General features: G+C 53.4%; 19 protein-coding genes, 2 tRNA genes and 1 other RNA gene. 14 read left to right on the forward strand and 8 right to left on the reverse strand.

Annotated features, from left to right (window positions below; translation table 11 throughout):
• Nucleotides 1-288: 288 nt before the first annotated feature.
• The 5 genes from P349_RS16255 to narI all read left to right on the forward strand — a co-directional run bounded on the left by P349_RS16255 (nt 289) and on the right by narI (nt 8,725).
• Nucleotides 289-1,686 (forward strand): NarK family nitrate/nitrite MFS transporter, encoded by a 1,398-nt coding sequence (locus tag P349_RS16255; RefSeq protein WP_032647618.1) that lies wholly within the window; start codon nt 289-291, stop codon nt 1,684-1,686.
• A 379-nt stretch (nt 1,687-2,065) separates the two neighbouring features.
• Entirely contained in the window at nt 2,066-5,809 is a 3,744-nt protein-coding gene (locus tag P349_RS16250) for a nitrate reductase subunit alpha (protein WP_032647616.1), read from the forward strand.
• A complete protein-coding gene (narH, locus tag P349_RS16245) occupies nt 5,806-7,341 on the forward strand; it encodes a nitrate reductase subunit beta (RefSeq protein WP_024907086.1) in 1,536 nt (511 codons plus the stop codon). Before P349_RS16250 ends, narH begins: the two co-directional genes overlap by 4 nt.
• Nucleotides 7,338-8,048 carry a nitrate reductase molybdenum cofactor assembly chaperone gene (narJ, locus tag P349_RS16240; RefSeq protein WP_032647614.1) on the forward strand — a complete coding sequence of 237 codons (711 nt, stop codon included), beginning with the start codon at nt 7,338-7,340 and terminating at the stop codon, nt 8,046-8,048. Before narH ends, narJ begins: the two co-directional genes overlap by 4 nt.
• Entirely contained in the window at nt 8,048-8,725 is a 678-nt protein-coding gene (gene narI, locus P349_RS16235) for a respiratory nitrate reductase subunit gamma (RefSeq protein ID WP_023312107.1), read from the forward strand. The genes narJ and narI overlap by 1 nt, the downstream gene beginning before the upstream one ends.
• On the opposite strand, the gene P349_RS16230 is transcribed toward narI, so the two are convergent.
• Nucleotides 8,722-9,618 carry a DMT family transporter gene (locus tag P349_RS16230; RefSeq protein ID WP_032647612.1) on the reverse strand — a complete coding sequence of 299 codons (897 nt, stop codon included), beginning with the start codon at nt 9,616-9,618 and terminating at the stop codon, nt 8,722-8,724. The two genes, narI and P349_RS16230, sit on opposite strands and share 4 nt — an antisense overlap.
• Nucleotides 9,619-9,725: 107 nt before the next feature.
• Here P349_RS16230 and P349_RS16225 point away from each other — a divergent pair, with 107 nt between their 5' ends.
• Nucleotides 9,726-10,169, forward strand: a complete 444-nt coding sequence (locus P349_RS16225) for an Lrp/AsnC family transcriptional regulator (RefSeq protein ID WP_032647611.1) — start codon at nt 9,726-9,728, stop codon at nt 10,167-10,169.
• A 76-nt stretch (nt 10,170-10,245) separates the two neighbouring features.
• Here the strand turns inward: P349_RS16225 and P349_RS25300 are convergent.
• The 5 genes from P349_RS25300 to P349_RS16205 form a co-directional block, all read right to left on the reverse strand.
• A non-coding RNA gene (locus P349_RS25300) (RtT sRNA) lies at nt 10,246-10,376 on the reverse strand.
• A 45-nt stretch (nt 10,377-10,421) separates the two neighbouring features.
• A tRNA-Tyr gene (locus tag P349_RS16220) sits at nt 10,422-10,506 on the reverse strand.
• Nucleotides 10,507-10,541: 35 nt separating this feature from the next.
• Nucleotides 10,542-10,626 (reverse strand) — tRNA-Tyr (locus P349_RS16215).
• A gap of 157 nt (nt 10,627-10,783) precedes the next feature.
• Complete coding sequence (gene purU, locus P349_RS16210) at nt 10,784-11,626, reverse strand: formyltetrahydrofolate deformylase (protein ID WP_023312104.1); 843 nt, start codon at nt 11,624-11,626, stop codon at nt 10,784-10,786.
• A 46-nt stretch (nt 11,627-11,672) separates the two neighbouring features.
• On the reverse strand, nt 11,673-12,131 hold the full coding sequence (locus P349_RS16205; protein ID WP_032647609.1) for a YchJ family protein: 459 nt from the start codon (nt 12,129-12,131) through the stop codon (nt 11,673-11,675).
• 114 nt (nt 12,132-12,245) lie between these two features.
• Between P349_RS16205 and rssA the strand changes: the two genes are divergently transcribed.
• The 3 genes from rssA to galU all read left to right on the forward strand — a co-directional run bounded on the left by rssA (nt 12,246) and on the right by galU (nt 15,362).
• Entirely contained in the window at nt 12,246-13,148 is a 903-nt protein-coding gene (gene rssA / locus P349_RS16200; protein ID WP_032647607.1) for a patatin-like phospholipase RssA, read from the forward strand.
• A 91-nt stretch (nt 13,149-13,239) separates the two neighbouring features.
• The gene (rssB, locus tag P349_RS16195; RefSeq protein ID WP_032647605.1) at nt 13,240-14,253 is read left to right on the forward strand and encodes a two-component system response regulator RssB; all 1,014 of its coding nucleotides are present in this window, start codon (nt 13,240-13,242) and stop codon (nt 14,251-14,253) included.
• 200 nt (nt 14,254-14,453) lie between these two features.
• Nucleotides 14,454-15,362, forward strand: a complete 909-nt coding sequence (gene galU, locus P349_RS16190; RefSeq protein WP_008502780.1) for a UTP--glucose-1-phosphate uridylyltransferase GalU — start codon at nt 14,454-14,456, stop codon at nt 15,360-15,362.
• A 202-nt stretch (nt 15,363-15,564) separates the two neighbouring features.
• Here galU and hns read toward each other — a convergent pair whose 3' ends face one another.
• Nucleotides 15,565-15,978 carry a histone-like nucleoid-structuring protein H-NS gene (gene hns, locus P349_RS16185; RefSeq protein WP_008502781.1) on the reverse strand — a complete coding sequence of 138 codons (414 nt, stop codon included), beginning with the start codon at nt 15,976-15,978 and terminating at the stop codon, nt 15,565-15,567.
• Nucleotides 15,979-16,527: 549 nt separating this feature from the next.
• On the opposite strand from hns, the gene tdk reads away from it, so the two are divergent.
• Nucleotides 16,528-17,142 carry a thymidine kinase gene (gene tdk, locus P349_RS16180; RefSeq protein ID WP_024907093.1) on the forward strand — a complete coding sequence of 205 codons (615 nt, stop codon included), beginning with the start codon at nt 16,528-16,530 and terminating at the stop codon, nt 17,140-17,142.
• Between the two features lie 65 nt (nt 17,143-17,207).
• On the opposite strand, the gene adhE is transcribed toward tdk, so the two are convergent.
• Nucleotides 17,208-19,886: a bifunctional acetaldehyde-CoA/alcohol dehydrogenase gene (gene adhE / locus P349_RS16175; RefSeq protein WP_032647603.1), complete on the reverse strand. Its 2,679-nt coding sequence runs from the start codon at nt 19,884-19,886 to the stop codon at nt 17,208-17,210.
• A gap of 477 nt (nt 19,887-20,363) precedes the next feature.
• Here adhE and P349_RS16170 point away from each other — a divergent pair, with 477 nt between their 5' ends.
• From P349_RS16170 to oppC, 4 genes are all read left to right on the forward strand, one after another.
• Complete coding sequence (locus tag P349_RS16170) at nt 20,364-21,011, forward strand: YchE family NAAT transporter (RefSeq protein WP_021240330.1); 648 nt, start codon at nt 20,364-20,366, stop codon at nt 21,009-21,011.
• A 770-nt stretch (nt 21,012-21,781) separates the two neighbouring features.
• A complete protein-coding gene (gene oppA / locus P349_RS16165; protein WP_025756555.1) occupies nt 21,782-23,413 on the forward strand; it encodes an oligopeptide ABC transporter substrate-binding protein OppA in 1,632 nt (543 codons plus the stop codon).
• A gap of 84 nt (nt 23,414-23,497) precedes the next feature.
• Nucleotides 23,498-24,418, forward strand: coding sequence for an oligopeptide ABC transporter permease OppB (gene oppB, locus P349_RS16160; RefSeq protein WP_008502786.1), 921 nt, complete (start codon nt 23,498-23,500; stop codon nt 24,416-24,418).
• 12 nt (nt 24,419-24,430) lie between these two features.
• Nucleotides 24,431-25,339: an oligopeptide ABC transporter permease OppC gene (gene oppC, locus P349_RS16155; RefSeq protein ID WP_008502787.1), complete on the forward strand. Its 909-nt coding sequence runs from the start codon at nt 24,431-24,433 to the stop codon at nt 25,337-25,339.
• Nucleotides 25,340-25,345 lie beyond the last annotated feature (6 nt).

Raw genomic sequence — 25,345 nt, forward strand, 5'->3', positions numbered from 1 at the left:
TGGCCTGCTTGCAGGAATGGCGCTATTCTGGTGCATACCCTGGAGTATACCCATACCAATAAAGGATTACCCCTAAATTGCCAACGGAGTAGGGGGAAGGAGGTGGGGGTAGCCAGGAACCGTCAGCACCGTGAAAAACCACGTCTTTTTTACCGAATTAGCCTACTCACTTAGGGTGAGGCCTTACTTTTCGCCGCAAATCCTCCCACTTTTCCTTTGATTTATATCAACTTACCGCCGCCCTAAAACCCTAATGTTTGCAGCATCATTCGAGAATCAGAGGTGTCTATGAGTCACTCATCCGCTCCCGAAAGGGAAAATGGTGCCGTTATTACAGACTGGCGTCCAGAGGATCCGGCGTTCTGGCAACAGCGCGGCCATCGTGTAGCAAGCCGGAATCTGTGGATTTCCGTGCCGTGTCTGTTATTAGCGTTTTGCGTATGGATGTTGTTTAGCGCGGTGGCGGTCAACCTGCCGAAAGTGGGTTTTACGTTTACCACCGATCAGCTATTCATGCTGACCGCGCTGCCGTCGCTGTCAGGCGCGCTGCTGCGTGTGCCTTACGCGTTTATGGTGCCGGTGTTTGGCGGTCGTCGCTGGACGGCGTTCAGTACGGGCATCATGATCGTTCCCTGCGTCTGGCTCGGCTTCGCGGTGCAGGATACCTCTACGCCATTTAGCGTATTCGTGATTATCTCCCTGCTGTGCGGTTTTGCGGGTGCAAACTTCGCCTCCAGCATGGCGAACATCAGCTTCTTCTTCCCGAAAGCGAAGCAGGGCGGCGCGCTGGGGATTAACGGCGGTCTGGGGAATATGGGCGTGAGCGTGATGCAGCTCATTGCCCCGCTGGCGATCTCGGTCTCCATTTTTGCAGCCTTTGGCGGCGGTGGCGTTGAGCAGGCGGATGGTTCTTCCCTCTATCTGCAAAATGCAGCCTGGATCTGGGTACCATTCCTCGTGGTCTTCACCCTCGCAGCCTGGTTCTTTATGAATGACCTGTCCGCGTCGAAGGCGTCGCTGAGCGAACAGCTGCCGGTGCTGAAGCGTGGACACCTCTGGGTGATGGCGCTGCTGTATCTGGCCACCTTCGGTTCGTTTATCGGCTTCTCAGCGGGTTTCGCGATGCTGTCGAAAACGCAGTTCCCGGAGATTCAGATCCTGCACTTTGCCTTCTTCGGGCCGTTTATTGGTGCCCTGGCACGTTCGCTGGGCGGCATGGTGTCTGACCGCCTGGGCGGTACCCGCGTGACGCTGGTTAACTTTGTCGTGATGGCGGTCTTCTGTGCGCTGCTGTTCCTCACACTGCCAGCCGACGGACAGGGCGGTAACTTCATCGCCTTCTTCGGCGTGTTTATGGTGCTGTTCCTGACGGCCGGGCTGGGGAGCGCGTCAACCTTCCAGATGATCTCCGTGATCTTCCGTAAGCTGACCATGGACCGCGTAAAAGCACAGGGCGGGAGCGAAGAGCAGGCCATGCGCGAAGCGGCGACGGATACGGCTGCGGCGCTGGGCTTTATCTCTGCCATCGGCGCGATTGGCGGCTTCTTTATCCCGAAAGCGTTCGGTATCTCTCTGGACCTGACCGGCTCTCCGGCCGGTGCCATGAAAGTCTTCCTCGTCTTCTATATCGCCTGCGTTGTGATCACCTGGGCGGTATACGGGCGTAATTCTAAAAATAAAAAGTAAGTTGATTATCCGTTTACGCGGCCTTCGGGCCGCGTTTTTTTTGTGCTGGTAATAGTTACAACATACTGGTGGGTTTACAGAGGAAGCCCGCTAGTAACGCTGTGATCGCCATCGCTTTACAGGTCGCTCTACCCCTTAATACCTGAGAGGTTAAATTCTGCCTGGCGGTTTGTACGATAAAATAAAAATAACGATATATTTCATGTGGATATGAATTTTCAAAAGATACCGCTTTGGTGGTATTCGGTGTAATCCCTCGCCTGAAAGTCCCTCCTCGTCTTGATCGTTATCAATTCTCCCCCTCTTTCAGGGCGTTACCTTCGATGCAAATCAGCAATGTCGATTTAGAGAGCCACAGGCTCCACACAGGAGATACCCGATGAGCAAATTTTTGGACCGGTTTCGCTACTTCAAGCAGAAGGGTGAAACGTTTGCCGATGGGCACGGCCAGGTTCTGGATACCAACCGGGACTGGGAAGACGGTTACCGCCAGCGCTGGCAGCATGACAAAGTCGTCCGTTCGACCCACGGCGTGAACTGCACTGGCTCATGTAGCTGGAAGATTTTCGTTAAAAACGGTCTGGTGACCTGGGAAATGCAGCAGACCGACTATCCTCGCACCCGCCCGGATATGCCGAACCACGAACCGCGCGGCTGCCCGCGTGGCGCCAGCTACTCCTGGTATCTCTACAGCGCGAACCGTCTGAAATACCCCCTGATGCGCAAGCGCCTGATGAAAATGTGGCGTGAAGCGAAAGTGCAGCACAGCGATCCGGTGGATGCCTGGGCCTCCATCATTGAAGACGCTGACAAAGCAAAAAGCTTCAAGCAGGCCCGCGGTCGCGGAGGTTTCGTTCGCTCCTCATGGAAAGAAGTGAACGAGCTGATTGCCGCTTCCAACGTCTACACCGTCAAAACCTACGGTCCTGACCGCGTGGCGGGCTTCTCGCCGATCCCGGCGATGTCGATGGTCTCTTATGCCTCCGGCGCGCGCTATCTCTCTTTAATCGGCGGTACCTGCCTGAGTTTCTACGACTGGTACTGCGACCTGCCGCCCGCGTCTCCGCAGACCTGGGGCGAGCAGACCGACGTGCCGGAATCCGCGGACTGGTACAACTCCAGCTACATCATCGCCTGGGGCTCTAACGTTCCTCAGACCCGTACGCCGGACGCGCACTTCTTTACCGAAGTCCGTTACAAAGGCACCAAAACGGTGGCGGTGACCCCGGACTATGCCGAAATCGCCAAGCTGTGCGATCTGTGGCTGGCGCCGAAACAGGGTACCGATGCGGCGATGGCGATGGCGATGGGTCACGTCATGCTGCGCGAGTTCCACCTGGATAAACCAAGCCAGTACTTCACCGACTACGTCCGCCGCTATACCGACATGCCGATGCTGGTCATGCTGGAAGAGCGTGAGGGCTACTATGCCGCTGGCCGTACGCTGCGCGCTGCCGATCTGGTGGATTCGCTGGGCCAGGAAAATAATCCTGAGTGGAAAACCGTTGCGTATAACAGCAACGGCGAGCTGGTGGCGCCAAACGGCTCTATCGGCTTCCGCTGGGGCGAGAAGGGCAAGTGGAACCTTGAGCAGCGTAACGGCACGACCGGCGAAGAGACGGAGCTGCGCCTGAGCATGCTGGGTAGCCAGGACGAGATCGCCGAGGTGGGCTTCCCGTACTTCGGCGGTGAAGGTTCCGAGCACTTCAACAAGGTTGAACTGAAAAACGTACTGATGCACAAGCTGCCGGTGAAACGCCTGCAGCTGGCCGACGGGTCTACCGCTCTGGTCACCACCGTCTATGACCTGACCATGGCGAACTACGGCCTGGAACGTGGTCTGGGCGATGAAAACTGCGCCACCGGCTATGACGATGTGAAAGCCTACACCCCGGCATGGGCAGAGCAAATCACCGGCGTTCCACGCGCGCAGATCGTGCGTATCGCCCGCGAGTTTGCGGATAACGCCGACAAGACCCACGGTCGCTCCATGATCATCGTCGGTGCGGGTCTGAACCACTGGTATCACCTCGATATGAACTACCGTGGCCTGATCAACATGCTGATCTTCTGCGGCTGCGTCGGCCAGAGCGGCGGCGGCTGGGCGCACTACGTGGGCCAGGAAAAACTGCGTCCGCAGACCGGCTGGCAGCCGCTGGCGTTTGCCCTCGACTGGCAGCGCCCGGCACGCCACATGAACAGCACCTCGTACTTCTATAACCACTCCAGCCAGTGGCGCTACGAGACGGTCACCGCGCAGGAGCTGCTGTCGCCGATGGCGGATAAATCCCGCTACAGCGGCCATCTGATTGACTTCAACGTGCGCGCCGAGCGCATGGGCTGGCTGCCGTCTGCGCCGCAGCTGGGCACGAACCCGCTGCGCATTGCGGAAGCGGCGAAGAAAGCGGGCATGTCACCGGTGGATTACACCGTGAAATCGCTGAAGGATGGCTCAATCCGCTTCGCGGCGGAACAGCCAGAAAACGGTAAAAATCACCCGCGTAACCTGTTTATCTGGCGCTCCAACCTGCTGGGCTCGTCCGGTAAAGGCCACGAGTACATGCTGAAATACCTGCTCGGTACCGAAAACGGTATCCAGGGGAAAGATCTCGGCAAGCAGGGCGGCGTGAAGCCGGAAGAGGTGGAGTGGAAAGACAACGGTCTCGACGGCAAGCTGGATCTGGTGGTCACCCTCGACTTCCGCCTGTCCAGCACCTGCCTCTACTCCGACATCGTGCTGCCTACCGCCACCTGGTACGAAAAAGACGACATGAATACCTCGGACATGCATCCGTTTATTCATCCGCTGTCTGCGGCCGTTGACCCGGCGTGGGAATCGAAAAGCGACTGGGAGATCTACAAAGACATCGCGAAGACATTCTCAGAAGTCTGCGTGGGGCACCTGGGCAAAGAGACTGACGTGGTGACGCTGCCCATCCAGCACGACTCCGCTGCCGAACTGGCGCAGCCGCTGGACGTGAAGGACTGGAAAAAAGGCGAGTGCGACCTGATCCCGGGCGTGACCGCACCGCACATTATTCCGGTTGAACGCGACTACCCGGCAACCTACGAGCGCTTTACCTCTATCGGCCCACTGATGGAGAAAATCGGTAACGGCGGGAAAGGGATCGCCTGGAACACCCAGAGCGAGATGGACCTGCTGCGCAAGCTTAACTACACCAAAGCGGACGGCCCGGCCAAAGGCCAGCCAATGCTGAACACGGCGATTGATGCCGCAGAGATGATCCTGACTCTGGCACCGGAAACCAACGGCCACGTGGCGGTGAAGGCCTGGGCGGCCCTGAGCGAGTTCACCGGTCGCGACCATACCCACCTGGCGACGAATAAAGAGGAAGAGAAAATCCGCTTCCGCGATATTCAGGCCCAGCCGCGCAAGATTATCTCCAGCCCGACCTGGTCAGGCCTGGAAGATGAGCATGTGTCCTATAACGCGGGCTATACCAATGTTCACGAGCTGATCCCATGGCGTACCCTGTCAGGCCGCCAGTCGCTGTATCAGGATCACCAGTGGATGCGCGACTTCGGTGAAAGCCTGCTGGTGTACCGTCCGCCAATCGACACCCGCTCCGTGAAAGCCGTGATGGGGGCGAAATCGAACGGTAACCCTGAGAAGGCGCTGAACTTCCTGACGCCGCACCAGAAGTGGGGTATTCACTCCACCTACAGCGATAACCTGCTGATGCTGACCCTGTCGCGCGGCGGTCCGATTGTCTGGATGAGCGAAACGGATGCCAAAGATCTGGGTATTGAAGATAACGACTGGATCGAAGTGTTCAACAGTAACGGTGCCCTGACGGCGCGTGCGGTGGTGAGCCAGCGCGTACCGGCCGGGATGACCATGATGTACCACGCGCAGGAACGTATCGTTAACCTGCCGGGGTCAGAGATCACCGAGCAGCGCGGCGGGATCCACAACTCCGTGACCCGCATTACGCCGAAGCCGACCCACATGATCGGTGGCTATGCGCAGCTGGCCTACGGCTTTAACTACTACGGCACCGTAGGATCGAACCGCGATGAGTTCGTGGTGGTACGTAAGATGAAGAATATTAACTGGTTAGACGGCGAAGGTAATGACCAGGTACAGGAGAGCGTAAAATGAAAATTCGTTCACAAGTCGGCATGGTGCTGAATCTGGATAAATGCATCGGCTGCCATACCTGCTCGGTCACCTGTAAAAACGTCTGGACCAGCCGTGAAGGTATGGAATACGCCTGGTTCAATAACGTGGAAAGCAAGCCGGGCACCGGCTTCCCGACCGACTGGGAAAACCAGGAGAAGTGGAAGGGCGGCTGGATCCGTAAAATCAACGGCAAGCTGCAGCCGCGCATGGGTAACCGCGCTTGGCTTCTGGGAAAAATCTTCGCTAACCCGCATCTGCCGGGCATCGATGATTACTACGAGCCGTTTGATTACGACTACCAGAACCTGCACAACGCGCCGGAAGGCAAACACCAGCCGATCGCCCGTCCTCGCTCGCTGATCACCGGCCAGCGCATGGACAAAATTACCAGCGGTCCAAACTGGGAAGAGATTCTGGGCGGCGAGTTCGAGAAACGCGCCAAAGACCAGAACTTCGAGAACATGCAGAAGGCGATGTACGGCCAGTTCGAAAATACCTTCATGATGTATCTGCCGCGCCTGTGCGAGCACTGCCTCAACCCGGCGTGCGTGGCGACCTGCCCGAGCGGCGCCATCTACAAGCGTGAAGAAGACGGCATCGTGCTGATCGACCAGGACAAGTGCCGCGGCTGGCGTATGTGCATCACCGGCTGCCCGTACAAAAAGATCTACTTCAACTGGAAGAGCGGCAAATCCGAGAAGTGCATCTTCTGCTATCCGCGTATTGAAGCCGGGATGCCAACCGTCTGCTCCGAAAGCTGCGTAGGCCGTATTCGCTACCTCGGCGTGCTGCTGTACGACGCAGACGCGATTGAAAACGCAGCCAGCACCGAGCACGAGAAAGATCTCTATCAGCGTCAGCTGGACGTGTTCCTCGATCCGAACGATCCGAAGGTGATTGAGCAGGCGCTGAAAGACGGCATCCCGCAGAGCGTGATTGACGCCGCGCAGCAGTCGCCGGTGTACAAAATGGCGATGGACTGGAAGCTGGCCCTGCCGCTGCACCCGGAATACCGCACTCTGCCGATGGTCTGGTACGTGCCGCCGTTGTCGCCGATTCAGTCTGCGGCTGACGCGGGCGAACTGGGCAGCAACGGCATTCTGCCGGACGTGGAGAGCCTGCGTATCCCGGTTCAGTATCTGGCAAACCTGCTGACCGCAGGTGATACCCAGCCGGTACTGCTGGCGCTGAAGCGTATGCTGGCAATGCGCCACTTCAAGCGTGCCGAAACCGTGGATGGCGTAACCGATACCCGCGCGCTGGAAGAGGTCGGTCTGACCGAAGCGCAGGCGCAGGAGATGTACCGCTATCTGGCGATCGCTAACTACGAAGACCGTTTCGTGGTGCCGAGCAGTCACCGTGAGCTGGCCCGCGAAGCCTTCCCGGAAAAAAATGGCTGTGGCTTTACCTTTGGCGACGGTTGCCACGGGTCAGACAGCAAATTCAATCTCTTCAACAGCCGCCGCATTGATGCCATGGATGTGACCAGTAAAACGGAGCCGCACCAATGATTGAACTCGTCATTGTTTCGCGTCTGCTCGAGTACCCGGATGCTGCGCTTGCGCAGCATCAGCAGGAACTCTTTGATGCACTCGCGTCATCTGAAAACCTGGATAAGGACGATGCCCAGATGCTGGGTGTTTTCCTCCGCGACCTGCTGGCGCGCGACCTTCTGGATGCCCAGTCGGACTACAGCCAGCTGTTTGACCGTGGTCGTGCAACGTCCCTGCTGCTGTTTGAACACGTTCACGGCGAATCCCGCGACCGCGGTCAGGCGATGGTGGATCTGATGGCCCAGTACGAACAGCACGGCCTGCAGCTTGACAGCCGCGAGCTGCCGGATCATCTGCCGCTCTATCTGGAGTATCTGGCACAGCTGCCGAAAGAAGAGGCGCTGGGTGGTCTGCAGGACATCGCGCCGATCCTGGCGCTGCTCGGCGCGCGTCTTCAGCAGCGCGAGAGCCGCTATGCGGTGCTGTTCGATCTGCTGGTGAAGCTGGCCAACGCCGCGGTCGACCGTGAAAAAGTGGCGGAGAAAATTGCGGATGAAGCCCGCGATGATACGCCACAGGCGCTGGATGCGGTCTGGGAAGAAGAGCAGGTGAAATTCTTTGCTGACCAGAACTGCGGCGAGTCTGAAATCTCCGCTCACCAGCGTCGTTTTGCCGGCGCGGTTGCCCCGCAATATTTGAATATCTCTAACGGAGGACGGCACTAATGCACTTCCTGAATATGTTCTTCTTTGACATTTACCCGTATATCGCGGGCACCGTGTTCCTGGTGGGAAGCTGGCTGCGTTATGACTACGGGCAGTACACCTGGCGTGCTGCCTCCAGCCAGATGCTGGATCGTAAGGGAATGCATGTGGGCTCTAACCTGTTCCACATCGGTATTCTGGGGATTTTTGCCGGTCACTTCCTGGGAATGCTGACGCCGCACTGGATGTATGAAGCGTGGCTACCGATTGAGGTGAAGCAGAAGATGGCGATGATCGCGGGCGGTGCCTGCGGGGTGATGACTCTGGTCGGTGGCCTGCTGCTGCTGAAACGTCGTCTGTTCAGCCCGCGCGTGCGTGCGACCACGACTGCAGCGGACATCCTGATCCTCTCCCTGCTGATGGTGCAGTGTGCGCTGGGTCTGTTGACCATTCCGTTCTCGGCGCAGCATATGGACGGGAGCGAAATGATGAAGCTGGTGGGCTGGGCGCAGTCCGTGGTGACCTTCCACGGCGGAGCCTCCGCGCACCTGGACGGCGTGGCGTTTATCTTCCGCGTTCACCTGGTGCTGGGGATGACGCTGTTTGTGCTGTTCCCGTTCTCCCGTCTGGTGCATATCTGGAGCGCGCCGGTGGAGTACCTGACGCGCAAATACCAGATAGTACGCGCCCGGCGCTAATTTGCCGTTTTGATACCAACCCCGCACTCGCGGGGTTTTTTTTCGCCCCAGCCCAGGTTGTTCCCAGCGGCAGCAAACAGGATCAGCGCGCCGCCCGCCAGCTGCGTCAGGTTCAGCGCGTGTCCGAACACCAGATTATCAACAACAATTGCCACCACCGGATAGATAAACGACAGGGAGCCGGTAATGGGCGTCGGCAGCTTCTGAATCGCGCTGTAGAGCAGCTGGTACATAATGCCGGTATGGACAATGCCCAGCGTGAGCAGGATCGGCCAGGGGAAATCACCGGAAAATGACGGCATATGAGCAAACGGCAAAAGCATCACGACGCCAGTCAGTACCTGGATAAAGGCAATATGCTGCGGCGCAACGGATCTGAGTTTGCGGGCAATAATGGCCGTGACCGCATAGAAGAACGCCGCGGCCATCGCCAGACCGATTCCGGCGAGCCATTCACCGCCATGCGCGCCGGTCAGCTCGCTGGAGAGCAGTATCACCACGCCGCCAAAGGCGAGGAACAGCCAGCCCCATTTCACCAGGCTGACGCGTTCACCTAAAAACATTCCCATCAAGACCAGCATAAACGGCTGAGTGTTATAGACCACGGTCGAAAGGCCAATTGAGATCCGCTCATAGGCTGCGAAGAGCAGCAGCCAGTTCACCACTAATGCCACGCCGCCGAGAATAGCCAGCAGCAGCGTGGTGCGGGTGAGGGGACTGAAGGGTTTTTGACTTCCCCGGATAAAAATAAAAAGCGCCATAGCCCCGATAAGACAGCGCCAAAACACCACTTCCGTCACCGGCAGACCGGAGAGCAAAACAAACGCGCCGATAGAGCCGGAAATTAACATCGCCAGGCTCATTTGCCAGACGCCTTTATGTAAATCACGCATCATCCACCTCCTGATTAATGACGCTATTGTCGAAAATCGCTGTCGGGTTTTACAGGGGTGATATAAGGTTGAATAGGTAAATCACTTTTTAAAATTAGGTGAAAAGAATGGAATGCCTTATCGATGATATCGACCGACAAATTTTAGCCTGTCTGGTTGGGGATGCGCGCATGTCGTTGAAGGTGCTCAGCGGCCGCATCGGTCTGTCGTCCCCCAGCACGGCAGAACGCCTGAAGAGGCTGGAAGAACGGGGTGTGATTCAGGGTTATGGTGCACGGGTGAATCTGGCGGCGCTGGGGTATACGCTGCAGGCGCTGGTGCGCGTGCGGCCTTTGCCGGGGCTGTTGCATAAGGTGGATAAGTACATTCAGGCGATGCCGGAGTGTATTGAGAGCGACAAAGTCACCGGGGAAGATTGCTTTGTGATTAGGCTGGTGGTGCGGTCAATCGAACAGCTTGATGCGTTGCTGGACGGCCTGGCAGAACATGCCCAGTGTAATACGTCGATTGTTAAGAGCTCGCCGGTGAAGCGCCGTTTGCCGACGATGTAGGTTTTTGTCGCCGGGTGGCGGCTGCGCCTTACCCGGCCTACAAAGGCGGACTCGGTTTTTTATGTTGGGAAAGTGATGGTGGTGGGGGAAGGATTACTCGGCGCGTTGCGCCTCGCCCTTCGGGTCGTCGCCTGCGGCAACGCTTTCTCGCTACGCTCGAATCGAACCTTAGTCGAAGCTTCTCATCCTTCCCCGTTACGGAAATGTATGATGCCCGGTGCGAACAGAAGGTTTAGCGTCGTTTGGAAGTGATGGTGGTGGGGGAAGGATTCGAACCTTCGAAGTCGATGACGGCAGATTTACAGTCTGCTCCCTTTGGCCGCTCGGGAACCCCACCAGGGGTAATTCAAATTTTGAGGTCGTGCTGAGAGATGGTGGTGGGGGAAGGATTCGAACCTTCGAAGTCGATGACGGCAGATTTACAGTCTGCTCCCTTTGGCCGCTCGGGAACCCCACCACGGGGTAATGCTTTTTACTGGCCTGCTTCCTGCTGGAAGCGGGGCGCATCATATCAAATGAGACGCCCCTGTAAAGCATTCCTTTAGGGAAATGAAGTTGTTTGCCTGCTTTTTATCCGTAAAGGCGCAAAGCTAATCAATTCATTTTCCGAAAGATTAAAGAATGATGGTCCTGTTGCCGTACACGAAGACCCGCTGCGCCAGCACCTGATACAGCGCACGACTCAACACATTCTTCTCAACGTCACGACCCGCACGCATCATGTCCTCAGCAGTGTAAGTGTGATCCACATGAATGACGTCCTGCATGATGATTGGACCTTCATCCAGGTTGTCATTCACGTAGTGCGCGGTCGCACCGATGATCTTCACGCCGCGCTCGTACGCCTGGTGGTAAGGACGCGCACCAATAAAGGCCGGCAGGAACGAGTGGTGAATGTTGATGATCTTGTTCGGGAAACGCGCTACGAAGGATGGCGTTAACACGCGCATGTATTTCGCCAGCACCACGTAGTCCGGGTTATGCGCTTCAATGGCCTGCGCCATCAGATCGTCGTGTTCTTCACGGGTATGGCCTTCGTGGCTCACCAGCTCGAACGGAATATCAAAACGCTCGACCAGCGTGCGCAGCGTCTCATGGTTGCCAATAACGGCAGCAATTTCAACGTCCAGACCGCCGTAGTTGGCTTTCATCAGCAGGTCGCCCAGACAATGTGCTTCTTTGGTCACCAGGATCACGATGCGGCGTCGACCCGCTGGGGTCAGTTCGCGCACGGAACCTTCCGGAAGCGCGCTGTCCAGATCGGCAAGCAGGGTGGTGTCGTTGAAAATACCTTCCAGCTCGGTACGCATAAAGAAGCGACCGGTACGGTGGTCAACGAACTCGTTGTTCTGCACGATATTCAGTTCATGCTTGTAGCAAATGTTGGTAATTCGTGCGATCAGTCCTTTTTGATCGGGACAGATGGTGCGCAGAACTTTACGTTGTAATGATTGCATCGCCGGGAAATCCTGTTTGTATTTGCGAAGTCTGGGTTGTCAGGCATTACTGCCCGCAACACTTTTTAAATTTTTTACCTGAACCACACGGGCAGGGATCGTTACGACCAAACTGTGGGCGCGTTCCGTCAATATAATACCATTGCCCGCTTTCCTTTAAGAACCGGGAACGCTCGATAATGGCACCCGGTTTATTATTCTCGGTAAAACGGGCAACAAAGCTGACGTAACCTTCGTCAACATGACTGCCTGTTGCGGATTCATAGACGGTAAGGCCGAGCCACTGCGTGTTCGCGAACCCGGCTTCGATGTCCTGTTTGAAATCGGCTGCGCGGCAGGATGGATGCCAGGTTTTAATCAGGTAGTCTGCGTCCTTGATCACAAAAGCAGTGTACCGTGAACGCATGAGGTGTGACGGGTCTGGTGCAACCTGATCGCCAGACAGATATCGCTGGCAACATAGGCTATACTCCAGAGCGCTACCACAGGGGCAGAGTTGAGACACGATTCTCTTCCTGGAACAAAAAATAAAGGCGTTAAACGCTTCGGGTAGCACTATGTTAACTGAGCTGTTGCGTTGACGCTATGTCAGGAATCCAGGGGAAGTAAAACAGGGCTAATGAGAAAGGTTAAAATTGGACTGGCGCTGGGCTCAGGTGCAGCCCGGGGGTGGTCACACATCGGCGTAATTAATGCCTTAAACAAGATGGGCATTGACATTGATATTGTCGCAGGGTGTTCAATAGGATCGCTTGTCGGCTCCGCTTACGCGTGCGGGAAGCTTCCGGAACTCGAGACGTGGGTGCGCTCCTTCAGCTACTGGGACGTGCTGCGTCTGATGGACCTCTCATGGCAGCGTGGTGGGCTGCTGCGCGGCGAGCGCGTGTTTAACCAGTTCCGCCAGGTTATGCCTCTCGAAGACTTCACCGATTGTCAGATGCCTTTCGGCGCCGTCGCGACGAACCTCAGTACAGGACGCGAGCTCTGGCTCACCGAAGGGGATATCCATCTTGCCGTGCGTGCCTCCTGCAGTATGCCGGGGCTCATGGCGCCTGTCCCACACAACGGTTACTGGCTTGTGGACGGTGGCGTCGTTAACCCGGTTCCCATCTCTCTGACGCGCGCAATGGGGGCGGATATCGTGATTGCCGTCGACCTGCAGCACGACGCCCACCTGATGCAGCAGGATCTCATGCCGGTCAATCTCCAGAGCGAAGATGTTGAGGGCGAGAAACTGGCCTGGCATGAACGCCTGCGCGGAAGAATCGGGCGTATGGCCGCACGTCGCTCGGTTACCGCACCAACGGCGATAGAAATCATGACCACGTCAATTCAGGTACTCGAGAACCGCCTTAAACGTAACCGTATGGCAGGCGATCCTCCGGATATTCTTATTCAGCCGTACTGTCCGCAAATCTCTACCCTTGATTTCCATCGGGCTGAGGCCGCCATCGCAGCGGGCTCGTTAGCCGTCGAAAAGAAAATGGACGAATTGTTGCCTTTTGTGCAGACCGCACGTTAAGCACCTTTTTTTGACTACTTCAGCAAAATCCGACAGGCGATAGTGCCGATCGCATGCCACTATTTAGTTACTGTCAGCCAGGGGAGGAACCATGACGCAGCCATTGGCCGGAAAACACATTTTGATTGTTGAAGACGAGCCCGTTTTCCGATCGCTACTGGATTCGTGGTTATCCTCGCTGGGCGCAATGACGTCACTGGCTGAAGATGGCATCGACGCCCTGGAAAAAATGATTAGCATTACGCCCGATTTGATGATTTGCGACATTGCGATGCCGCGCATGAATGGACTGAAGCTGGTTGAACATCTGCGTAACGAAGGCAATCAGACGCCGATTCTGGTGATCTCTGCCACCGAGAACATGGCGGATATCGCCAAAGCATTACGTCTTGGGGTACAGGATATTCTGCTCAAACCAGTCAAGGATTTGCATAGATTGCGGGAAACGGTCTTAGCGTGCCTTTATCCGAATATGTTTAATTCCCGGGTAGAGGAAGAGGAGCGTCTTTTCCAGGACTGGGACGCTCTGGTGAGTAATCCGCCTGCTGCGGCGAAGCTGTTGCAAGAACTCCAGCCTCCCGTCCAGCAAACTATTTCACACTGCCGTGTAAATTATCGCCAACTGGTGGCCGCTGATCAGCCAGGACTGGTGCTGGATATTGCACCTCTGTCAGATTCCGACCTTGCGTTTTATTCTCTGGATGTCACCCGGGCGGGGGATAACGGTGTATTAGCCGCGTTACTTCTTCGTGCGCTATTTAATGGCTTGTTGCAGGAACAGTTATCCCATCAGGGACAACGGTTGCCGGAGTTAGGCAGTTTACTCAAACAGGTAAACCAGCTTTTTCGTCAGGCCAATTTGCCAGGACAGTTCCCGCTGCTGGTCGGCTATTACCACAGCGGTTTAAAGAATCTGATCCTCGTTTCAGCCGGTCTCAATGCATCACTGAATACCGGTGAACACCATATTCAGGTGAGTAACGGTGTGCCGCTTGGGACATTGGGAACAGCGTATCTTAATCAAATTAGCCACCGCTGTTCCTCCTGGCAGTGCCAAATTTGGGGCGCCGGGGGACGGCTACGCTTAATGTTGTCCACGGAATAAGCAATTGGGTCGTAATTTTAAGATTGCTTTACCTGTGTTTTGCGGGGAGTGCTACTATCGCTGCCCGGTTTCATGCGTATTTATCCTAATTGATCGGCAACGCGTTCTTTTCAGACCCGGACTGCGGGGCGAGGCTGATATACTCAACGCGTTATTTATTGCATAAAAGTTCAAAACTTGAACAGCTCAGGAGAATTTGAATGGCTGCCCTAAATTCGAAAGTCAGAAAGGCCGTTATCCCGGTAGCGGGATTGGGGACCAGGATGTTACCAGCAACTAAGGCGATTCCTAAAGAGATGTTGCCTCTGGTTGATAAGCCATTAATCCAGTATGTCGTTAATGAATGCATTGCAGCCGGCATCACTGAAATTGTGCTGGTTACGCATTCATCTAAAAACTCTATCGAAAACCATTTCGATACAAGCTTTGAACTTGAAGCCATGCTGGAAAAGCGTGTTAAGCGTCAGCTGTTAGAAGAAGTTCAGTCTATTTGCCCTCCACACGTCACCATTATGCAGGTTCGTCAGGGGCTGGCTAAAGGTCTGGGTCACGCTGTTATGTGCGCGCATCCTGTTGTGGGTGATGAGCCTGTAGCGGTAATTCTGCCTGACGTTATTCTGGACGAATACGAATCCGATCTTTCTCAGGATAACCTGGCTGAAATGATCAAACGTTTCGACGAAACCGGCAGCAGCCAGATTATGGTTGAGCCTGTTGAAGACGTAACGGCATACGGTGTGGTTGACTGCAAAGGCGTTAACCTTGAGCCGGGTGAAAGTGTGCCAATGGTTGGCGTCGTAGAGAAGCCTAAAGCCGATGTAGCCCCTTCAAACCTTGCTGTTGTAGGTCGCTATGTCCTGAGTGCTGAAATCTGGCCTCTGCTGGCTAAAACGCCTCCAGGAGCGGGTGATGAGATCCAGCTGACGGATGCCATCGATATGCTGATCGAGAAAGAGACCGTTGAGGCCTACCATATGAAAGGTAAGAGCCATGACTGCGGTAATAAGCTCGGTTATATGCAGGCGTTTGTTGAATATGGTATCCGCCACAATACCCTTGGCGAAGAATTTAAAACCTGGCTCAAAGAGAGCGTAGGTATTAAGAAATAAGCCACGGTTGTAAATGTTCGAAACCGGTGAGGCGCTGCCCACCGGTTTTTTTATGCCTATACCACTCCCGAAAACCTGTCTGAAAGTACAGTCGATAAAGTTGTTAAATAATGCTTTATGACAGAGTGTAAGAGGATGTTTGGGACAAATTTAGGTTAAAAAAAATCCCGCAATATGCGGGATTTCTCTGAATGTGCCGTGATTAATCCTTGATCAGGAAGTCATCCAGCTGTTTACCTTGCTCATCCATGGCTTTCTTGATAACAGCAGGAGTACGACCCTGGCCAGTCCAGGTTTTAGTTTCGCCGTTCTCGTCAACGTAGCTATATTTAGCAGGACGAGCAGCACGCTTGGCTTTGGTACCGGTTTTAGCCGCAGCCATGCTGTTCAGCAATTCATTTGGATCGATACCATCAGCAATCAGCATTTCACGATATTGCTGCAGTTTACGAGTACGCTCTTCGATTTCAGCAGCAGCAGCGCTTTCTTCTTCGCGACGTTCATTAACTACAACTTCTAATTTTTCCAGCATTTCTTCAAGCGTTTCGAGGGTGCATTCTCTTGCCTGCGCACGAAGAGTACGGATGTTGTTCAGAATTTTAAGTGCTTCGCTCATTGTAGTAATCTCAAACTTATAATGGGGGGGTGGTTTGTTGACCTAATAATAGAGCCATAAATTCATATGTGCAATAGCCAGGAATGTAAGGAATTCAAAAAATACTAAATCGTCTCACTATTATTAATTACGCTAACTTAAATTTCATCACCCGACAGTCTCGCTTGTTATCACATCAACCTGCTTTGTCCGGTTGATTGCCTCTTTTTTTTGTGACATTTACCGCAGGAATTATAGTTGCGGCGGATAAATATCAGCCTTTTGTATTAGTTCCCCCCGTGATGTTAAGGCTGAAATAGTTAATAAATGGTGAATTTTAATGAACGGTGATTCCACTATAAAAACAAGTGTTATGTTGGGCTTAACATATAACATATTGGCCTGGCTGCATGCGTTTACTTCATGTTTTAACGGATTATTTTCGAAAACAGAAGGTTCTGAACGCCGCGCTGAACTACATCCTCTGTGCGCTGTATCGCTGATGACCTGACAAAATATGGTACAATGACTCATCGGGAATATTACACATTGATTAGGGTTTTACGGCCAATGGCACAACTGTATTTCTACTATTCGGCGATGAATGCCGGTAAATCCACCGCGCTGCTGCAATCCTCGTACAATTACCAGGAGCGCGGGATGCGTACCGTTGTTTATACGGCTGAGATTGACGATCGCTTTGGCGCAGGGAAGGTGAGCTCCAGAATAGGACTCTCGTCACCTGCCAGGCTGTTTAACCCGAAAACCGATCTGTTTGAGGACATTCGCACGGAACATGCTGAGCGGCCTATTCACTGTGTCCTGGTCGATGAAAGCCAGTTTCTGACGCGTGAACAGGTTCACGCACTGTCCGAGGTGGTTGATGAGCTTGATATCCCTGTTCTGTGCTATGGGCTGCGGACGGATTTTCGCGGTGAGCTCTTTGCCGGGAGTCAGTATTTGCTCGCCTGGTCGGATAAACTCGTCGAATTAAAAACGATCTGCTTCTGCGGTCGCAAAGCCAGTATGGTGCTTCGTCTCGACCAGGCAGGAAAACCTTATGCAGATGGTGAGCAGGTGGTTATAGGCGGTAATGAACGCTATGTATCGGTCTGTCGTAAGCATTATAAAGAAGCGCTGTCTGTAGGCTCGCTGACAGCGATTCAGCACGACAATAGAAAATAACGTCAGCTTTATTATTCAGACATAAAAAAACCCGCCATAAAGGCGGGTTTTTCATTTGCGGTCAATTAAGCGCTTTTCTTCGCTTTCTTGTCAGCTTTGATGACAGGCACTTCTGTTTTCACAGCGGCAACGTCACCTTCTTTGAACTCACGACCGTAGAAGGTATCCAGCAGAATCTGTTTCAGCTCGGAGATCAGTGGGTAGCGCGGGTTGGCACCTGTACACTGGTCATCGAATGCATCTTCAGACAGCTTATCTACATGAGCGAGGAAGTCAGCTTCCTGTACGCCCGCTTCACGGATAGATTTAGGAATACCCAGCTCAGCTTTCAGACTTTCCAGCCATGCCAGCAGTTTCTCAATCTTCGCAGCAGTACGGTCGCCCGGTGCGCTCAGACCAAGGTGGTCTGCGATTTCAGCATAACGACGACGTGCTTGCGGACGGTCGTACTGGCTGAAAGCAGTCTGCTTGGTTGGGTTGTCGTTAGCGTTATAACGAATAACGTTGCTGATCAACAGGGCGTTCGCCAGACCGTGAGGAATGTGGAACTGTGAACCCAGCTTGTGCGCCATAGAGTGGCAAACACCCAGGAAGGCGTTCGCAAATGCGATACCGGCGATAGTTGCTGCACTGTGAACGCGTTCACGTGCTACCGGGTTTTTAGACCCTTCGTTATAGGACGCAGGCAGGTTTTCCTTCAGCAGTTTCAGAGCCTGCAGAGCCTGACCGTCAGAGAACTCAGACGCCAGTACAGAAACGTAAGCTTCCAGGGCGTGAGTTACCGCATCCAGACCACCGAACGCACACAGTGACTTCGGCATATCCATGACCAGGTTCGCATCGACGATAGCCATGTCTGGGGTCAGGGCATAGTCAGCCAGCGGGTATTTCTGACCTGTCGCATCGTCCGTTACTACCGCGAATGGCGTGACTTCTGAACCGGTACCGGAAGTGGTGGTGACCGCGATCATCTTCGCTTTTACGCCCATTTTCGGGAACTTGTAGATACGTTTACGGATGTCCATAAAGCGCAGCGCCAGTTCTTCGAAGTGGGTTTCAGGATGTTCGTACATGACCCACATGATCTTCGCGGCGTCCATTGGGGAACCACCACCCAGTGCGATAATCACATCTGGTTTGAAGGAGTTAGCCAGCTCAGCACCTTTACGCACAACGCTCAGGGTAGGGTCAGCTTCAACTTCAAAGAACACTTCAGTTTCAACGCCAGCCGCTTTCAGCACAGAGGTGATCTGGTCAGCGTAGCCGTTGTTAAACAGGAAACGGTCAGTCACGATGAGCGCACGTTTGTGGCCATCAGTAATCACTTCATCCAGCGCGATTGGCAGAGAGCCACGGCGGAAGTAGATAGATTTCGGAAGTTTGTGCCACAACATGTTTTCAGCTCGCTTAGCAACGGTTTTCTTGTTGATCAGGTGTTTTGGACCAACGTTTTCAGAGATGGAGTTACCACCCCATGAACCACAACCCAGAGTCAGGGAAGGTGCGAGTTTGAAGTTGTACAGGTCACCGATACCACCCTGAGAAGCAGGGGTGTTAATCAGAATACGGGCAGTTTTCATCATCTGACCGAAGTGAGCAACACGCTCTGGCTGGTTATCCTGGTCAGTGTACAGACAAGAGGTGTGACCGATACCCCCCATGGCAACCAGCTTCTCGGCTTTTTCTACCGCGTCTTCGAAATCTTTCGCACGGTACATTGCAAGCGTTGGAGACAGTTTTTCATGTGCAAACGGCTCGCTTTCGTCGACAACTTTCACTTCACCGATCAGGATCTTCGTTGTTGCCGGAACGGTAAAGCCTGCGAGTTCAGCAATCTTGTACGCTGGCTGACCCACGATAGCGGCGTTCAGCGCGCCATTTTTCAGGATGATGTCCTGAACTGCTTTCAACTCTTTGCCCTGCAGCAGGTAGCCGCCGTGGCTGGCGAAACGTTCGCGAACGGCGTCGTACACGGAGTCAACCACAACAACAGACTGTTCGGATGCACAGATCACGCCGTTATCGAAGGTTTTAGACATCAGTACAGACGCAACGGCACGTTTGATGTCAGCGGTTTCGTCGATAACAACAGGGGTGTTACCGGCGCCCACACCGATGGCTGGTTTACCGGAGCTGTATGCCGCTTTAACCATGCCGGGACCACCGGTCGCCAGGATCAGGTTAATGTCCGGGTGATGCATCAGGGCGTTGGAGAGCTCAACGGAAGGTTGGTCGATCCAGCCGATCAGGTCTTTTGGGGCGCCAGCAGCGATCGCCGCCTGCAGGACAATATCTGCAGCTTTGTTAGTCGCGTCTTTCGCACGTGGGTGTGGAGAGAAGATGATTGCGTTACGAGTCTTCAGGCTAATCAGTGATTTGAAGATAGCGGTAGACGTTGGGTTAGTAGTCGGAACAATACCGCAGATGATGCCGATAGGTTCAGCGATGGTGATGGTACCGAAGGTGTCGTCTTCGGACAGCACGCCACAGGTTTTCTCATCTTTATAGGCGTTATAGATATACTCGGAAGCGAAGTGGTTTTTAATCACTTTATCTTCCACGATACCCATGCCGGATTCGGCAACGGCCATTTTAGCGAGAGGGATTCGAGCATCTGCAGCAGCCAGTGCGGCCGCGCGGAAGATTTTATCAACCTGTTCTTGGGTGAAATTGGCATATTCACGCTGGGCTTTTTTAACGCGCTCGACGAGGGCGTTCAGTTCAGCGATATTAGTAACAGCCATAATGCTCTCCTGATAATGTTTAAACTCTTTTAGTAAACCAGCGCTCGATACGTCACACAGTATAGACAGAGCCGATACGACTTGCGTAACACAAAGTAAAACAAAGAGTTACTTTCTGCGTCAGCACACTAATTTACTAAAAGAGCCTTACCTTGGCATCATCCCTTTTGTCAGGTGACCTCCCTGGGGGTGTAACCAAGATTACTCACTTCTGAGTACGGAAATCATGATCTGTGTCAATTTTCCCCCAAGCTGATACCTTTCAGCAGGGTTATTTCGTGCTGATTTTTCCAGTGTTAAATAATTACGTAAGTATTGGAAGCGGCGCTATCATTGATTATACATATGTTTAACATCCTGAAATGATAACGTTTTGGCACAGATTTCGAGTGAAGTATGCTAATAAAAAGGGTATCTTCAGCGCGATTTCTCATGACGAATTGTCAGTCCAGGGCATGTGTATAAGCGGAGCAAAACGTGATCCAAACGCTCTTTGATTTTCCAACGTACTTTAAATTTTTTATTGGTTTGTTTGCCCTGGTCAACCCGGTGGGGATCATTCCTGTCTTCATTAGTATGACGAGTTACCAGACGGCGGCGGCCAGGAACAAGACCAACCTGACCGCTAACCTGTCAGTGGCGATCATATTGCTCACCTCTCTTTTTCTGGGTGACGCCATTCTCCAGCTCTTCGGGATTTCGATCGACTCTTTCCGCATTGCGGGTGGGATCCTGGTGGTGACCATCGCCATGTCCATGATCAGCGGTAAGCTGGGCGAGGATAAGCAGAATAAACAAGAGAAGTCAGAAACCGCTATCCGCGAAAGCATTGGCGTAGTGCCGTTGGCCTTACCGCTGATGGCCGGTCCTGGTGCCATCAGTTCAACCATTGTCTGGGGGACGCGCTATCATAGCCTGATGCACCTGATTGGTTTTTCAGTGGCGATTGCCATTTTCGCGCTCTGCTGTTGGGGCGTGTTCCGCATGGCACCCTGGCTGGTGCGCTTGCTGGGTCAGACGGGCATTAACGTCATAACGCGTATCATGGGCCTGCTGTTGATGGCGTTAGGGATTGAATTTATCGTTACGGGTATTAAAAGCATTTTCCCCGGTTTGCTGCACTGATATTGCATATGAAAGAACGGAGCCACGGCTCCGTTTTTTTACGTCATTATCAGTAAATCCTATAACTAAAGTTGAAATGCTCACATATCATAATAAATTCTACTAATAATGTTCATTGCTTGTATTTCAACAAGTTATTAATTCCCCTCAAACCCGCCTGCGCAGAAAATATTCGATCGCTCTGTTATTTTACTCACATGATACTCTGGGGCTTGCTGAGAGATAACCGAAATGATATTAGTAATTTCAACATTCCCCTAGATGAATGTGCTAAATAATAACCAGTTGTTAAATTTTTGTACAAAGTCACTCGATGATAGCGCAGCGACGCGCTTGGAGAGAGAATTTTCTCTATTCTGTTGAATGTCATGTTGTTTTTCTGATGTTCAATGTCCGGCAGGGCTGCCCTCAACGATGCGGTACTCACCGTAAAAGAGAATTGCTTAACAAATTTGCAAAATGTATTGGCGCACGTTTACGCCATTTGATACTTTCCGGCCTAATATTTTGCAGCATAAAACAAGCAGATGAGAATTATTTTCATATGGTTCTCTTCTCAGATATCCAACGCAGGTCTCAAACAGGGTGGCCTGTAAAGAATCGACGCAAGACGGCCATACGAGCGGTCAGTAATAAAAAAGTCGGTGATAGCAAGCAGTAAAAAGAAGAACCTGACAGCAGCAAAAAAAACTCCTGCGCTGTACAGGCCCCAACAGGGGATTACACAGCTGGCGAAGGCCAGTCATTATAATGAGTGGAGTACCAACACAATGTCCATCATCACAAAAAAAAATCTGGTAGCGGCGGGGATTTTAACTGCGCTAATCGCGGGCAACGCTGCAATGGCTGCGGACGTTCCTGCAGGTGTTCAACTGGCTGAGAAACAGACGCTGGTGCGTAACAACGGTGCGGAAGTTCAGTCTCTTGACCCGCACAAAATTGAAGGTGTTCCTGAGTCTAACGTTAACCGCGACCTGTTCGAAGGTCTGCTGGTAACGGACGTAGACGGCCACCCGGCACCGGGTGTAGCCGAAAAATGGGAAAACAAAGATTTCAAAGTCTGGACCTTCCATCTGCGTAAAGATGCGAAATGGTCCGACGGTACACCGGTCACGGCCGAAGATTTCGTTTATAGCTGGCAGCGTCTGGCGAACCCAACAACCGCCTCTCCGTATGCGAGCTACCTGCAATATGGCCACATCGCCAATATTGATGACATCATCGCGGGTAAAAAACCTGTTACCGACCTGGGCGTAAAAGCGATTGATGCGAATACCTTTGAAGTGACGTTGAGCGAACCTGTTCCGTACTTCTATAAGCTGCTGGTTCACCCGTCCGTCTCCCCGGTACCAAAATCCGCCGTGGAAAAATTTGGTGAAAAATGGACGCAGCCTGCCAATATCGTGACCAACGGTGCCTATAAGCTGAAAGACTGGGTGGTCAACGAGCGTATGGTGCTTGAGCGTAACCCGCAATACTGGGACAACGCGAAAACCGTCATTAATCAGGTGACCTACCTGCCAATTTCGTCCGAAGTGACTGACGTTAACCGCTACCGCAGCGGTGAAATCGACATGACCTATAACAACATGCCGATTGAACTGTTCCAGAAACTGAAAAAAGAGATCCCTAAAGAAGTTCACGTCGATCCGTACCTGTGCACCTACTACTATGAAATCAACAACCAGAAAGCACCGTTCACCGACGTACGCGTTCGTACTGCGCTGAAGCTGGCTCTGGATCGCGATATCATCGTAAACAAAGTGAAAAACCAGGGCGATCTGCCGGCATACAGCTACACCCCTCCATACACCGATGGTGCAAAACTGACCGAGCCAGACTGGTTCAAACAGACTCAGGAACAGCGTAACGCAGAAGCGAAGAAACTGCTGGCCGAAGCGGGCTATACCGCAGATAAGCCGCTGACCTTCAGCCTGTTGTACAACACCTCCGATCTGCACAAAAAACTGGCTATCGCCGTCGCTTCGATCTGGAAGAAAAACCTGGGCGCGAACGTGAAGCTGGAGAACCAGGAGTGGAAAACCTTCCTCGACAGCCGTCATCAGGGCACCTTTGACGTGGCGCGTGCTGGCTGGTGTGCGGACTATAACGAACCGACCTCTTTCCTGAACACCATGCTGAGCGACAGCTCGAACAACACCGCGCACTATAAGAGCCCGGCGTTCGACAAGCTGATCGCCGACACGCTGAAAACCACTGACGAAGCACAGCGTACAGAACTGTACTCTAAGGCCGAGCAGCAGCTGGATAAAGATTCCGCGATCGTTCCGGTTTACTACTACGTTAACGCCCGTCTGGTGAAACCGTGGGTAGGTGGATATACCGGTAAAGACCCGATGGATAATATCTACGTTAAAAACTTGTATATTATCAAGCATTAATGGCAATGAGTGGGGCGGGCGTGCTCGCCCCACGGTGTCTAACCAACGTCACATAATATAGGCACACGCCAGAAGGTACGGGCAATGTTGAAATTTATCCTACGTCGCTGTCTTGAAGCGATTCCAACGCTATTTATTCTCATCACGATTTCCTTCTTCATGATGCGCCTTGCGCCGGGAAGTCCATTTACCGGTGAGCGTACGCTGCCGCCAGAAGTCATGGCGAATATCGAAGCGAAATACCACTTAAACGATCCCATCTCCACCCAGTACTTCAATTATCTGAAGCAGCTGGCTCACGGTGATTTTGGACCGTCATTTAAATATAAAGACTATTCCGTTAACGACCTTGTGGCGTCCAGCTTCCCGGTTTCGGCTAAGTTGGGGGCTGCGGCATTCATTCTGGCCATCGTTTTCGGGGTCACCGCAGGCGTTATCGCCGCGCTCAGACAAAATACCAAATGGGATTATGCCGTAATGGGGGTGGCAATGACCGGGGTAGTGATACCCAGCTTCGTTGTCGCGCCATTACTGGTGATGATATTTGCCATTACGCTGAAGTGGCTGCCGGGCGGCGGCTGGAACGGCGGGGCATTGAAGTTCATGATTTTGCCTATGGTGGCATTATCTCTGGCGTACATCGCCAGTATCGCGCGTATTACCCGTGGTTCAATGATCGAAGTGCTGCACTCAAACTTCATTCGTACCGCGCGCGCTAAAGGGTTGCCGATGCGTCGGATTATCTTCCGCCACGCGCTTAAACCGGCGCTGTTGCCCGTGCTTTCCTACATGGGACCGGCATTCGTCGGGATCATCACCGGCTCGATGGTTATCGAAACCATCTACGGCCTGCCGGGCATTGGTCAGCTGTTCGTTAACGGCGCGCTTAACCGCGACTATTCGCTGGTACTGAGCCTGACCATTCTCGTCGGTGCGCTGACCATTCTCTTTAACGCAATCGTCGATGTTCTGTACGCCGTCATCGACCCGAAAATCCGTTACTAACTGGAGCACGCCATGATGTTGAGTAAGAAAAACAGCGAGGCGCTGGAAAACTTCAGTGAAAAACTGGAAGTGGAAGGTCGTAGCCTCTGGCAGGACGCGCGCCGTCGCTTTATGCACAACCGCGCGGCGGTGGCGAGTCTGGTGGTTCTGGTTATCATCGCACTGTTTGTGACCCTGGCGCCGATGCTGTCGCAATTTACCTATTTCGACACCGACTGGGGCATGATGTCCAGCGCGCCGGATATGGAATCAGGCCACTATTTCGGCACGGACTCCTCGGGACGCGATCTGCTGGTGCGTGTCGCTATCGGTGGCCGTATCTCGCTGATGGTCGGTATTGCTGCCGCGCTGGTGGCGGTGATCGTGGGGACGCTCTACGGCTCACTGTCCGGCTACCTTGGCGGTAAAGTGGATTCGGTAATGATGCGTCTGCTGGAAATCCTGAACTCCTTCCCGTTCATGTTCTTCGTCATTCTGCTGGTGACCTTCTTCGGTCAGAATATTTTGCTGATCTTTGTGGCCATCGGGATGGTTTCCTGGCTGGATATGGCGCGTATTGTCCGCGGCCAGACGCTGAGCCTCAAACGCAAAGAGTTTATCGAAGCCGCGCAGGTGGGCGGTGTTTCTACCGGGAATATTGTGGTTCGCCATATCGTTCCTAACGTGCTGGGCGTGGTGGTGGTCTATGCCTCACTGCTGGTGCCAAGCATGATCCTGTTTGAATCTTTCCTGAGCTTCCTCGGTCTGGGTACGCAAGAGCCGCTGAGCAGCTGGGGCGCGCTGCTGAGTGACGGTGCAAACTCAATGGAAGTGTCTCCGTGGCTGCTGTTATACCCGGCGGGTTTCCTGGTCGTTACCCTGTTTTGTTTTAACTTTATCGGCGATGGCCTGCGTGATGCCCTCGACCCGAAAGACCGTTAAGGAGCG

This window comes from Enterobacter sp. DC4 (genome assembly GCF_000568095.1).
Lineage (GTDB): Bacteria > Pseudomonadota > Gammaproteobacteria > Enterobacterales > Enterobacteriaceae > Enterobacter > Enterobacter pseudoroggenkampii.